Source organism: Mycoplasma sp. 11548, from assembly GCF_055523555.1.
This window is the reverse complement of record NZ_JBVFVF010000001.1, coordinates 644,638-658,381: the sequence shown is the minus strand read 5'-3', so window position 1 is coordinate 658,381 and position 13,744 is coordinate 644,638. Positions and strand designations below refer to the sequence as shown.

General features: G+C 27.7%; 10 protein-coding genes and 1 other RNA gene. 7 read left to right on the top strand and 4 right to left on the bottom strand.

Annotated elements, in window-relative coordinates:
• From AC0B4K_RS02655 to AC0B4K_RS02635, 5 genes are read left to right on the top strand one after another with little or no spacing between them, the layout of a single operon-like run.
• Positions 1–1,245 (top strand): DNA cytosine methyltransferase, encoded by a 1,245-nt coding sequence (locus tag AC0B4K_RS02655; protein WP_465103704.1) that lies wholly within the window; start codon positions 1–3, stop codon positions 1,243–1,245.
• The gene (locus AC0B4K_RS02650; RefSeq protein WP_465103703.1) at positions 1,232–2,713 is read left to right on the top strand and encodes an ATP-binding protein; all 1,482 of its coding nucleotides are present in this window, start codon (positions 1,232–1,234) and stop codon (positions 2,711–2,713) included. Before AC0B4K_RS02655 ends, AC0B4K_RS02650 begins: the two co-directional genes overlap by 14 nt.
• Positions 2,706–4,892, top strand: coding sequence for a Z1 domain-containing protein (locus tag AC0B4K_RS02645; protein ID WP_465103702.1), 2,187 nt, complete (start codon positions 2,706–2,708; stop codon positions 4,890–4,892). Before AC0B4K_RS02650 ends, AC0B4K_RS02645 begins: the two co-directional genes overlap by 8 nt.
• Positions 4,885–5,820 carry a hypothetical protein gene (locus AC0B4K_RS02640; RefSeq protein ID WP_465103701.1) on the top strand — a complete coding sequence of 312 codons (936 nt, stop codon included), beginning with the start codon at positions 4,885–4,887 and terminating at the stop codon, positions 5,818–5,820. The genes AC0B4K_RS02645 and AC0B4K_RS02640 overlap by 8 nt, the downstream gene beginning before the upstream one ends.
• 14 nt (positions 5,821–5,834) lie before the next feature.
• Positions 5,835–6,437 (top strand): hypothetical protein, encoded by a 603-nt coding sequence (locus AC0B4K_RS02635; protein WP_465103700.1) that lies wholly within the window; start codon positions 5,835–5,837, stop codon positions 6,435–6,437.
• A gap of 518 nt (positions 6,438–6,955) precedes the next feature.
• On the opposite strand, the gene AC0B4K_RS02630 is transcribed toward AC0B4K_RS02635, so the two are convergent.
• A complete protein-coding gene (locus AC0B4K_RS02630; RefSeq protein ID WP_465102100.1) occupies positions 6,956–7,339 on the bottom strand; it encodes a hypothetical protein in 384 nt (127 codons plus the stop codon).
• 581 nt (positions 7,340–7,920) lie between these two features.
• Positions 7,921–8,487 (bottom strand): hypothetical protein, encoded by a 567-nt coding sequence (locus AC0B4K_RS02625; protein WP_465103699.1) that lies wholly within the window; start codon positions 8,485–8,487, stop codon positions 7,921–7,923.
• 178 nt (positions 8,488–8,665) lie between these two features.
• On the opposite strand from AC0B4K_RS02625, the gene AC0B4K_RS02620 reads away from it, so the two are divergent.
• Positions 8,666–11,092, top strand: a complete 2,427-nt coding sequence (locus AC0B4K_RS02620; RefSeq protein WP_465103698.1) for a putative immunoglobulin-blocking virulence protein — start codon at positions 8,666–8,668, stop codon at positions 11,090–11,092.
• A 232-nt stretch (positions 11,093–11,324) separates the two neighbouring features.
• On the opposite strand, the gene AC0B4K_RS02615 is transcribed toward AC0B4K_RS02620, so the two are convergent.
• Together AC0B4K_RS02615 and AC0B4K_RS02610 are read right to left on the bottom strand one after the other, a co-directional pair.
• A complete protein-coding gene (locus AC0B4K_RS02615) occupies positions 11,325–12,374 on the bottom strand; it encodes an aquaporin (RefSeq protein WP_465103697.1) in 1,050 nt (349 codons plus the stop codon).
• A complete protein-coding gene (locus AC0B4K_RS02610; protein WP_465103696.1) occupies positions 12,352–13,389 on the bottom strand; it encodes an NAD(P)-dependent oxidoreductase in 1,038 nt (345 codons plus the stop codon). The genes AC0B4K_RS02615 and AC0B4K_RS02610 overlap by 23 nt, the downstream gene beginning before the upstream one ends.
• Before the next feature lie 166 nt (positions 13,390–13,555).
• On the opposite strand from AC0B4K_RS02610, the gene ffs reads away from it, so the two are divergent.
• An RNA gene (gene ffs / locus AC0B4K_RS02605) (signal recognition particle sRNA small type) lies at positions 13,556–13,649 on the top strand.
• Positions 13,650–13,744: the final 95 nt, after the last annotated feature.

Below are 13,744 nucleotides of genomic sequence, written 5' to 3'. Positions count from 1 at the left end.
ATGAGTTTTTTAAAAAAAGATTTTGTATACGTTGATTTATTTGCTGGAATTGGTGGCTTTGCTCTAGCAATGCAAAAATATAGCAATAATAGCAAATGTTTGTTTGCTTCTGAAATTAATGAAGCAGCTGCACACACATATGAAGAAAATTTTAAACATAAACCTTTGGGAGATATCCAATTGTTAAATTTTAATAATTTATATCAAAAAAATATTGATGTAGTTTGTGCTGGTTTTCCATGTCAAACATTTTCCAAAGGTGGCAAGCAGGAGGGATTTAATGATTCACGTGGCACACTGTTTCGTGAAATAATTAGATTAATTGAAACAAAGCAAGATATTAAACAAAGACCAAAGATATTAATTTTAGAAAATGTCCAAAATTTAATTACTCATGATAGTGGTAATACATGAAACACAATTTATAATGAAATATCAAATGCTGGATATAATGTGGTTAAAAAACCACTAGTTGCAAGCCCTAAGGATTTTGGAGTTCCACAACTAAGAAATAGGGCAATAATACTAGCAGTGAGAAAAGATATATACAATGGTCCTATTAATTTAGAAATTAAAAAAGTTAAACAAAATACACCTACTATTTCTAAAATCATACAAGATGAGTTACAAATTAGCAATAAAGCAAAATATCAATTATCTAAAATGAAATTACAAACCCTAAAATGTTGGAATGACTTTATACAGATTATTCCAAAAAACAACAGAGTCTTAGGTTTTCCCATTTGGGTAGATGAATTTGGATTAAATTATGATATTTCAAATTTACCAATTTGAAAACAATCCATTATTAAACGAAACAGAACTTTATATTTTGAATATAAAGAAAAAATTGATAAATGACTAGAAAAGTGAAAGGTTAAAGATATTTTAAATAAAACAATGCGTAAATTTGAATGACAAGCTGGCTTGGATTTAGATAATCTTTTCGAAGGAATTATTCAATTCCGTCCTAGCGGAATTAGAGTTAAAAGACCTACAGAAGCCCCAGCATTAGTAGCAATGGACCACCGCCCAATCTATGGACCTCAAAAAAGGTATTTTACTCCTGTTGAATGTTTAAGGTTACAAAGTTTTCCGGATGATTTTAAATATATAGGAAATGAAAAAGAATTATTTAAACAATTAGGCAATGCAGTTAATGTTACTGTAATATATTCTATATTTAAATATTTTATTAAATATATTAATAAAATGAGAAAGGTTAATAACAATGAACATAACTAAAAAGTATGATATTACTATCGGGTCTGGTTTTATAAAAAATTTCCAATTTGAAAATTATAAACTTGAACGTGTGTTTTCTGAATTTATAGATAATTCTTTACAAAGTTTCTTAGACCACTATGATATTTTAAAAAACCTTACAGATGGTAAAAAATGTAAAGTTTCAATTATCTGAGACAAAAATCAAATTACTATTGAAGATAATTCATTTGGAATGGATGAAGAAGAATTTGGCCGAGCTTTAAAACTAAATGCAAAAAACCCAAATGCAGATAAAGATAATCAATTAGGTATCTATGGTATAGGCTTAAAATATGCCGCATCTTCATTAGGTAATAAATATACAATATCAACGACAAGATATGATTCTGGTTCTAGAATTAGTACATCTATTGATGTTAATGAATTATACAAAAATAATCCTAACGAAGTTGAAGCAATCTTTGGCCATGATCTAAAAGAAACACATGGAACAATTATAACAATTACTGAATTAAAAAAAGAAAATAACCCAATTAAGGAAAATGACTTACGCGAAAAATTAGGAATAATCTACCACCATTATTTAGACAGTGGTATTTTATATATTACATTTAATAAAATACCTATTAAGTACGAAATGCCCGAATTATATATGGATGAAAATGGGCAAAGATATATTCGTAATATTGATGATTCATTTACTTTTAATAATACAACATATGATTTTACAGGTTGAATTGGAATTCTTAATAAGGGTAATCGTAGTAAAACTGGTTTAAATATAATGCAAGCAAACAGGTGTGTTGCACTTAATTATAAACCTGAGAAAATATTTGATAAAGGTAATTTATTCCAAACACTCCGAGTAGTTGGCGAAATAAGGTTTAATGGAAAAAATTATGTTTTATCCTATACTAAAGATAAATTTGTTTGGAATGACGATGGTGCTGAGGAGAAATTTCTTGAGAAATTGGCTTCAAATGAAAATGTTTCATACATTATTAAACAATCGAAAAAAATTCGTGTAAAAGATGACGATAGAAAAATTAGCAACCAAACTAAAAAAATGTTATCAGATAATGCAACAATTATTAAAAAAAATATTAACCATAATGATGAAAAAACAGTTAAAGAACTGATTAATACTGAATTGAAAAAAGATGTTGATGACACTAGATTTGAACCATATAATGTTTTTGTAAAAGATCAATTGGTTACTTTATATGTATCAAATCAAAGGCTCTCATCAGATATTGATTGCTTACAATTTGATAAATATAAAGATGGCTATGCTCTTATTATAAATATTAATAATCCTTTTTATGTTAATAAATTTAAAACAAAAGCAATAATGGCATCAGTTAATATGATTATTATAATATTAGTTACAAGCATGCTTCAAAGTCAAGACTTAGGTATTAAATTAACTGATTCAATAAAGTTGCTAAACACAATTAACGAGATTATGTTTAAACAAAATGGATAGCAAAAAAATTATTTTAACTAAAATTGTTGAAGATAAAAAAGTCCCAGATAACTATATAAAATTAGCTAAATTAAATGGTTTTTATATAACAAAATTTAAAGAATCTTTGGCAAAATTAGAAGATACTCAAACTATTTCTCATATTCTCTACAATTCACGTCAAGCAATTTATAATTTTAAAAATCCAGCTGCTGATATTGATCAATACAATCCAGTTAAATTATTATGTTTAGGAAAGGTACAAAGTGGTAAAACATCATTTTTTTTAGCATCAACAGCATTGGCATTTGATAATGGATATGATATTGCTTATATATTAGCTGGTACTAAATTAGAATTAAAAGCCCAAAATCTTAATAGACTGTTTGAAGGTTTTAAAAATAACGAGAAAGTAAAAATTTTTAATTTAAATTCTTCATTTAAGGAAGACATACCTGACTTAATTAAACAAGGGCATAAAATAATATTAGTTATTTTAAAAAATACTGCACAAAATACTAATCTGGGTAAAATGATGCAATTAGCAAAATTACATTCTGAAATACCTTCAATTGTTATTGATGATGAGGGTGATGAATTTACACCAGGAGCTCCCAAATCTAAAAAAAGCGGAATATCTAACAAAACTCATGATAATATAGTTGATATTATCACTTCTTTTAAAACATGCACATTTTTATCCGTCACAGCAACCCCACAAGCTAATTTACTTATCTCAACTTATGACCATATTTCACCTGATAGAGTTGTATTAGTTAACCCAGGAAAAAATTATACTGGTGGAAGATCTTTTTTTGATACTGTTGATAATCCTCATACAAAAGTAATTGATGACAATGATGATTTTAAAATGTCAATACCTGATTCATTCAAAGAATCATTATACTTTTTTATTTTTTCGTGTGCTTTAAAACGTGCACACGGAGATTACAAACCATTTTCTATGCTTGTGCATCCTTCTTCATTTAACAAAATCCAAGATATTGTTGGATTACGTATCAAAAATTATATTAATACAACAATTGCTCGGGCAATTGATGATATGAATTCTATCTATTTTGATGATTTTAGGAGTGAAATTAATAAATGTTACAATGAATATTATGTATTAAACCACGGTATTACTAAAATTGAATTTCAAAAAATTATTAATGAACTTCGTGATGTTGTTAAAAATCTTAATCTACAAATAATTAATCATAATAACATTAAAAAGGAGCATACAAACTTTCTTTATAACATTAAAGTAGGCGGCAATATGCTAGGTCGTGGCCTTACTTTGGACCGTCTAATTGTTTCTTATATTTATAGAGATTCAAAAGAATCACAAATAGACACTATGTATCAAAGATGCCGCTGGTTTGGATATAAAAAGCACTATTTTGATATCTGTAAAGTATTTATGACTAAAGAATTGCAAAGAAAATTTATGGCAATTGTATCTAATGAAGATCATATGTGAAATGCTTTGGAAGCATTTTTAGAGTCCAATCTTAATTTAAAGCAATTTAAACGAGTCTTTTTGTTAGAGCATGATAACTTAGTTTTAACACGCAAAAGTGTATCAAATACTGTTAGTTTAAAAGTTATTTCATCGGGTAATAAAGAAGATTTATCTGTAGAATTAAACAACCAACAAAAAGAACATAATCGAAATTTATATTTAAATTTTTGTAAAAAATATGAGTCAAAAGGGGAATTAATTGATTTTGACAATTCACAAGAACACAATCAAAGACATTTATTATTAAAAATAAGTTTTAATGTGTTTTATGAGGAATTTCTATCAAAACTTATTTTTGGCTTTGCTAGTCCATTTAGTTTAGAAAGTTTTGTAATAATTAATAATAGAATAAAACAAGGGTTACAAAGTGATGAAATTTTAATTATGCTTATGAGGTATAGAAAAGGTCAGTATCGTTCTTGTTCTGATTCCACAAATACATCTATAAAAAGATTGTTTCAAGGTCAAAATCAAGGAACTCAATTTTCAGGTGATCGCTATCCAGTTGATATAAATGGAAATGATTATACTAATATTCCATTTATTCAAATACATATGATAGATATTTTTAATAAAATACCTAAATTTGAATCATGCATTCCGCTAATAACTTTTAATAATCCTTTAACATCTCAAACAATAAAATTAGTTACAGGAGATAATGTTTATGAATAAAGAAACAAAATATTTTGGAAATTTTCCAAAAGATAAGTGACTTTCAAATAATGTTTTTATGTTTGAAAGTGAAGATGGAATTAAAACTATTTTAATTAAAAATAGTAACAATTTGGATAAAACTATGGAAAATGCAACAGATAACTTGCATTATTCAATTAATGGGAGATATACTGATGGCTATGCTACTTATTATTTTCATACTATCTCGTGCTTAAGGCAAGATAATAAATCAAAAGAGCAGTTTCAAATTATTTATGATTATTTATTTAAATCCATTGATAAGCCTCAAGCTGGTGAAGATATTTTTAATTTGCTTGACTCTTTAGAAATATTATTTAAATCTACACCAGCACAAGATTTAAAAAGAATGCAAAGAATTGCCTATTTAATATTATTATTTTGTATTTATAGTCATAAAAGTAATTTAAAAAGTATTTATAGTAAATTTAATGATCTTGATTATCTTGAGAAAGGTGTTATACAATTAAATTTTGAAACTTCAATTATTTTAAAAGGTTCATTAACTGGCAATAGGATTCATCGATTTGCACATGATTTATTAACTTCAGCAAAAAATAATTTATACTATGTATCAATTTTGCTTGAAAAAGATGATAATGGAGTTAGTCTTTATGATTTATTTTTAAAAGTAAGTTTTTTAATTAAAGATCCTATTTTCCATTTATATTTAGAGATAATTAAAAATAAGTGTGCAATTTCTAGTTTAAATAAAGGTGTAAGTTATAATTTAAATTATGCTTTAGATCAATTGAAAATTTTTAAAAAAGAGCAATTACCAATTTTAGAAATTAACTCAAAGTACTGCGATATTAGTAATATTAAATATGATATTGATTGTAAAAAGCTAAATTCACTTAATATAAGTGAATTTAGTGATGAAATTAGAAAGAATCTTACTTGGTAAGATAAAGGAGAAAAATGGATTTAAAAGAATATAATAAAGTTAAAGATTTTACATACTTAGAATATTGTGATTATTTACAAAATAAATATGGAATAGGTCTTGGCCCATACTTTAAGGAAAATTGAGTTAAAAATCCAAAGATTACGAGAACTAAAGAAGGTTTGTTTGCACATCATAAATATGAAGATCATGCAATTATGTTATCTACCTTGGAATATGCAAAAAATAATCCTTATGAATGACAATTACCCGAAAACTTAGTATATTGTAATTATTTAGAACATTTATTCTTACATATTTTAATTGTCCAATACCCTGCGAAAAATAAAAATAAGCATGAAAATGTCGGTTATGGTGGTGTAGTTAATTTCTTAGTACCAGAATTAAATGATGTTTATTCTGGTTTCATGCCTGAAAGTGGTTGAAAAATTAAACCATATTCAGTTATAAAAGATCACAAAGATGTTTATTTGCATTTACTTAAAAAATTTAAAAATATAATGAAAAATGACCCAAATTTCTCGCCTCTATCTTTATTATCTTCGTGACCTTATAACAAAGATGTATGAAGCATTAATAATAACTTAGAATTATATAATGAAATATTGGATCTATAAAATTTTTACTAGTTGCCTATAATATTGGTTGCAAGTAACTAGTATTTTGTTAAAATAAATTTTTTATATTGTGTAAATACCAAATTTTATATATTAATATTTACATATATATATATATATATATGTAGAATAACTACTTTTTTGAACTACATTTTTAATTTTCTGCCCAGACTGTTGGGGTTAATCTTTTTTTATTTTTTGATTTATATTATGATGCTTTTGTTGCAAAAAAAAAGATAATGAAAAAACAAACCAAAAAAATTTTTTTCTTCTTTGGCAACTAAATTGGAAAATTTATATATTTTTTGATGTTTTTACTGTCTAAAAAATCAAGACATAATTATGTATATTTTTAAATTAACTATAAAATTTCAAAATGAAGCAAAAAGATTTTTAACCCCCCGCCCTTGATTGCAATCAAGGGAGCCTTACTTTTGAAAAAGTAAGCAAAACTTCCAGAAAACACGGTCACGTGTTTTCTATTTTTATTATTCTCTTTTTATTAAAAAATATTAAAATTAATATGCATCAATTTTTATTTCGTCATTGATGCTTCTGTGTAATGTTCGAAGTATCTCTAAATACTCAGCCATAATCTTATTGGCTTCAAGGTTATTTCCTTGTGCATTCACAGAGACACTATTAAACTTTGAGATGTATAATTCAAGAGTTTTAAAAAATGAGTTTGTTTTCTTATGGATAAATGCTAGTTTTCCAACGGCAGGGATAGAATAATCTAAACCTTTCTCAAGAGCTCACATTTCTGTAAAGCTTAGATATTTTCCATTAGGTTCTTTGGCAAAGTATTTTTTTCCATTATATTTAAAATACAAATTATCATCAGAAGAATGCACTAACACAACATCAGAATTATAAGGAAATATAATCCTTTTGTCATGCATATCGAAAGCTGCAAGGTTTTTACCTTGGTATCTAACAACACCATTTAAAACTTTTCTATTAATCTCTAAATCAACGGCTCAATTGCCGTTTTTCTTTCCTTCTTTTTGAAAGACATTATGTTTAGAAATTATTTTTTTATTCCTCGTGTTGTAATAATTTTGAAATACTTCGTTATTTTGCTTTAAATCATTAATATCTTTATATCCGTTTTCATGAATTAATAATGGGTATTGATCTAATGATGTTCTAAAAGATCTCTCAACGTGTGGTTTATGTTTAGGATTAGAAGAACTGAGTACTTCTATTCCTTTTTTATTTAAATCTTTTTCAAAAATTGTTTGTGCGTTTTCGTTTCCCCAAAAAGTTCTTCTTTTATCAGTATAAATTTTCTTTGGAAATCCATATTTCTTAAATACTATTTCTAACAGTCTTTGATATCCTAATGTTGTTTCTTGTTCTTCAAATCATGCTGCTAATAATGTTCCAGTGGCAACATCAATTGCATGATAAAGATAGAATGGTTTATTATTTTTTAAATATGGTTCAAGCTGAGCATCGATTTCAACAATTTCACCAAATTCTAAATTTTTTTTAGACCCAAAACTTGTCTTTGTTTTTCATTTTGTTTAATTTGTTTATAATATTTTTTTAATAGCAATGTTGTCTCTTGTGAAGTTTTCTTCTTTGATAATTTTGCTATTTTTCTTCCTCTTTTGGTTGTATGTATATTAAATAATCATAATTGGTTGAATCTTCTTACCAAAGTTTTGTAAGAAATTTTTTGCCTTATAAAAGAACCATATTCTGAATAATAATAACTTTTAAAAGAAAGTTGGTTATTTGTTAGAACACTGTTTAAAATAATTTCACATGTTTTTAAATAATCTTTAAACACTAATTCAATTTCTGAATCGGTAACTTTGCAACTTCTTTGTTGATTTTTATTTTTATGACTGATGTTAATTTCTTGATTACTTTTTATTATTTTTTTATATCTTTTTACAGTTGATACACTGAGGTTTGTAATTAAACTAAGCTGAGATAAAGATTTTTCAATATTAGCAGCAATTAATATGAGAGATTGCTGTTTTTTTAGTTCGTAGTTTGTTAAGTTTTTGTACTTATCTATGTTATGTTTGATTCTCATAAATAATTTATACCATATTTTAATTAAATTAGTTCACTTTCGGTGGGATTTATATATGGGCCTAAATAGTTGTCATTGGACAGGACAACCAAATTTTATATATTAATATTTATATATATATATATATATAATGTTATAATATAAATATAATTAAAGGAAAATACAAAAAGGACAAAATATGAGACTTAAACGAAAATACAAAATAGTTTTAATATCCCTTGGTTCTGCAATGGGTATAACTACTATTTTTACAACTGTGCAATCATTGCAAATAGATTCTAAAAATAGTCATAAGTATAATGTGCAACAAACTGTTAATACCTTCTTAGACAACAATACTGCTGATCCTAAGAATTCATATCCAAATACTTATGATGCAAATTTAGATCGTAAACCAAGAGAACCTGAACCAACTCCTCCTAAAGAAGTTGAAGATCCTCTTACAATACTCCCAGATCCCCCAAAGATTATTGAGGATAAAAAAGAGGAACCTAAACCAGTTGAGCCTCCTAAATTAGAAGAAGATGCATTGCCAATTCCTACTCCTGTTCCGCCAGTAGAAGATACTAAACCAGTTGAACCAGATGTTCCAATTCAAAAAACTCCAATTGAGGTAAAACCTGAACCGGATAAAGAACCTTATGAAAGAGTGCAACGTCGCGAACGGAAAGAAATTAACCAAGGTGGTATTAAATTTACAGCTGATATTGCATATTTAAATCCCCCTAAAACTGAAAGATATGATCGAGATCGAGGAATTGCGAACCGGATTGCATATCAAAATGAATTTCAAGAAGTTGAAGGTATTTATAATGCTTTAACGGAAGCAAATATTAAAATTTCTGTGGAAAGATCGCAAAAAGGCGCTAAAGATGCAGATTGACTTTTCCAAAATTCAAATACTTCATTCCATGAAGTATTACATGATGAAAAGTTAGATATTGAAGCTCAAATTGATTTCTTTAAACGTAATGGCGATGGTGCTATTGAAGCATTAGGTAACTTATATGCAAGGTATTTTAGACTTTTAGAAAAACCTGAAAAACTTAAAGAATATCTTGATGAAACTGGTTTAAAAAACTTTGATAAATGGTGAAACATGACCAAGATCTTCAAATACCGGCCTCCGCGTGCAAATCAAGATGTTGAAGTTCCTCTTGGTAAATTATTGCTTTTAATGCATATTGATCAATCTAAAATTAATAAAGTTAGCGATCGTGTTAAAAAATACCTCGAAGAAGGTTATGTAATTTCAGAAAGCGGACAAGTATGAGTTAATGAAAATGGTGAATGAGAATCATATGTTTATTCACCACCTGTTAACAATGTTCAATTAAGAATCCAATACGATAATAAAAATCGTCGTGTTTTATGAAATAACGAAACATGGCCCGGTCGTAATTCTGATGACATAAGATTAGGTAATTATAACGGTTGAACTAAAACTTGGGCAAACCAAGAATTTGAACAAAATGGATATGCTGATTTAATTGCAGGATTTCATGGTATCACAATTAATAGGTTTACTAATAATAAACCTGAAGAAGGAAAACTCAAAGAAGCTATTGTTGTTGAAATTGATGTTGAACAACCAAAAGCATATCAAAATGCTCAAGCCTTAATTGAAAGACTGCAAAAAAATAACGTCAAAATTACTGGTTATCGGATTAAAAGTATTGGAAGAGTTGGGGCAAACCAAGATATGGATAAAATCTTTGCTGCTTTACCAAACAAATTGCCAATGCTTGAATTATTCTTCGCATCAAAAAATACAACTGCCTTAAAATATATTAAAGGTAAAGAAATTGACGAATTAGCAATGTATACAGACCAAAAATTAAATGCTTTAGCAAATGACTGGGCATTTAATCCATGGGCTTTAAATAAAGTTGCTTGAGTTAACATGGATGATTACAATATATCATGAGGTGCTTTAAATAGCCAAGAAAGAATTTATTCTCGAATTAGTTTTGACAATTTAGCCTTTGATGAAGAAGACGTTATCGTTAATGGAAAATATGATTTAACAATCATTAACGATGGCTTAAGAATGGCTTATTGAGCTAGAAACAACGAAAGAATCTTCCAAGGTGGTTGAGGTGGCGGTAACAAGCCTGATAGCCAAAGGGATGGAAACTCATGGCCTCTTGGTTTAGATTTCAGCAATGCGCCAAGTATCAAAACATTAGCTGGTATGGTATTTGAAGATGTGTTAGGTAATAATAGTACTGTTCGTAAACTACGTAGAATTAAATTATTCAATGACTCAGATATTTGATCTGTATCTGCCTTCGAAATGAACAATGCACAATTTAGCAAAATTCTAATTACTGGCGAGCCAGGTGATCCAAGCAAGATCTTCTTTAGCAATGGTAAAGAAACCAAGAAGATAATAATGAGGGCACTAGAACCTGGAAAAGGTGAAAAACTTAATGCAGAAGGTGCTGGCAACTTACGTACTTTATTAAATAATAGTGATGGAACCTTTAATTCAAACACCGAAATTATTGTTCAAGCAGGGGAACAAGCTTTACTAGATTCTTTAAAATCTGCTGGGTTTAATGCAAGGTATGAAGTTGAGGATGACAAATATATCATTTTATAATTAACAAAAACAATATGTGTACAAGCATATTGTTTTTATATATAAATTTTATTAGTCTAAATACACAATAAATGCATTTAATTCAATAAATTAGGTGCATAAAATTTTATGGTTGTTTTTCTATCTCAATGTTATAAATATTCATTAAATAAGAATTATAAGAAATTTAATTATTACCGGTGATTAATAAGTAATTTAAACAAAAAAACTTAGCCATGAGCTAAGTTTTAAGTTAGTCTTTATTTTGTTCATGTTGTTGTAGGCTTGGTTTTATCATATTTTGTGCTTTATAGTTTTTAAAACTGATCAATTTAATAACAAATGGGTTAAAGTATTTTTCGGTAAAGCCTTGCACAAATAAGTATAAAAATGGTGCTAACAATGTACCAAGCAACATTGCAAAAGTTCCAGTTAAAATACCATTATATGCTTGTGCACTTGGGTTTGTTAAAGTTCAAGAAATGCCAAGGTTATTTGTGTAAGCAGCAAAGCCATTTGAATAGGTATCTTCAAATAATAAATTCGGCAATTGCTGTGCTAAACCTCTGGCTGGATTAATTGCAGCAGACCCCGTTAATATTCCCATTCAAACGCTAAATGAAATAATTGCCATAATAAATGTATCACGGTATTTATTATCAATTCTCGGTGAAAAAATTGGTACTAATAATACAACTGTCACAATCATTTCAAAGAAGAAAATTCATGTTGAGCCTGAGGCCATTATTGATCCTTCACCATTTTTAACCACAAAAGGTGAAAATGATTTTTTAGCAGCTACTAGTGAGTTAATTGGTGCATTAGCAACATAAGTATCGCCTACGTTTGCCTTTCCAACTGCATAAATAATTGCACCTGCAATAAAAGCCCCAATTACTTGCATTAAGATTTTAAATAAAGTATATTTACCATCATTTGTCCCATTTAAATATCTTGTAATTGAAACAGCCGGATTTAAATCACAACTAAATCTTAGAAAAATAAATAATACTAATCCAACTGCCACAAAACCCGCAAAGAAACCAACCAAGACTGGGTGAATCAAATATTCTTCTATAATAATGGGGTGGCCATCTTTATCTTTAATAAAGGTACTAAGGCCTGCTAATAATAATGAAAGCATAATTGTACCAATTATTTCAGAAATACCATGAATTAATCAAGTTTTTGGATCCTTTGGTTTTTCTGCATTTAAACGTTTATCTTTGGTTAATTTAAAATAACTAAAGAGCGATTGAGTTTTTAAGGTTTGCTTTTGTTTATCCATTTTTAATTTTTCCATTTTCTAAAATAATTAAGGCATTTTCAAAGTTGTTATTTTGAGCGGCATCTGCATGATCTAAAGTTACTTTAGCAATTTGGGTAAGGGCTAAATCAGTTAAAAATGCTTGGTGTGAGGTAATTAACACATTTGGCATTTCAATTAATTCTTTTCATTGAGGATCTAAGCTCTTTAAATCTTCAATACGAGCTGAAACATCTTCGTAAAATCTTCCTTCTTCGCGCTCTAACACATCAGTTGCTAAGCCACGGATTTTTCCAGATTTAAGAGCCTTAATAATTGCTTCTAAGTCTAATATTTCGCCACGGGCTGTATTAACTACAATAACCCCATCTTTCATTTTATCAACTGCAGCTTGGTCTAATAAATATTTTGTTGATGGTAGCAATGGACAGTGAATTGAAATGAAATCTGACTCTTCTAGCAATTTACTTAATGAAACAAATTCAATTTCTAATTTTGCACCTAAATCAGGGAAGTTTTCTTGTGCATAGGCATCAAATACTAATACTCTTGCACCAGTTGCTTTGGCAATTTTAATAAATGTTTGCCCAATTTTTCCTGAACCAATTACTCCAACTGTTGAATTTGCAATACATTTACCATCTAATCCGTTTAAAGAAAAGTTGTATTGTTCAACTCGTTTATTTGCTTGAATTAAATTTCTATTTAGTGCTGATAAACCGGCAAAGGCAAATTCTCCAATGCTTTCAGCTGAGTAATTAAAGATTCTAAAAACATTAATTCCTAATTTGTTAGCTGTTGCGATATCAATCTTATTATATCCCATTGATCTTTGAAATCAATGTCTTACCCCCAACTTTGCTAAAACATCTAAAATTACTTTATCTCCATATGTATTAACAAAGCCACAAACTGCATCATATCCTTTGGCCAAAGAAGCAGTATTAAGGTTTAAATTTTCTTTGAAAAATGTAATTTGGTGTCTATTTTCATTATACTTTTCAAAATATTTTATGTCATAATCTTTTGCATCAAAAAATGCTATTTTCATTCTGTCTCCTATTTCTGATTTTGTGAATTTAAAATAACTTATAAAGTTATTTAAAATTATATAAAATTATGTCTATAACGTAAATAAAAAATGCGGAATTTATAATGAAAATTGTTAATGAATATTTTGATGTTTTTGTTTACAAATTTTAAAAATATAATATAATTATAAAGCCATTTGAACAATAACCTACTAACCTGGTCAGGATAGAGATATAGCAGCCATATGAAGAAGTATTGTGTCAGGTGGTCTTTTTTTATATTTTAATATAAACTGGGAAATTTTTTTCGGACGGTTTTACCTTCCCCAACCATACCATTTGGCTAAGCCAAACGGAATGCTTTGGGAAGGTTTT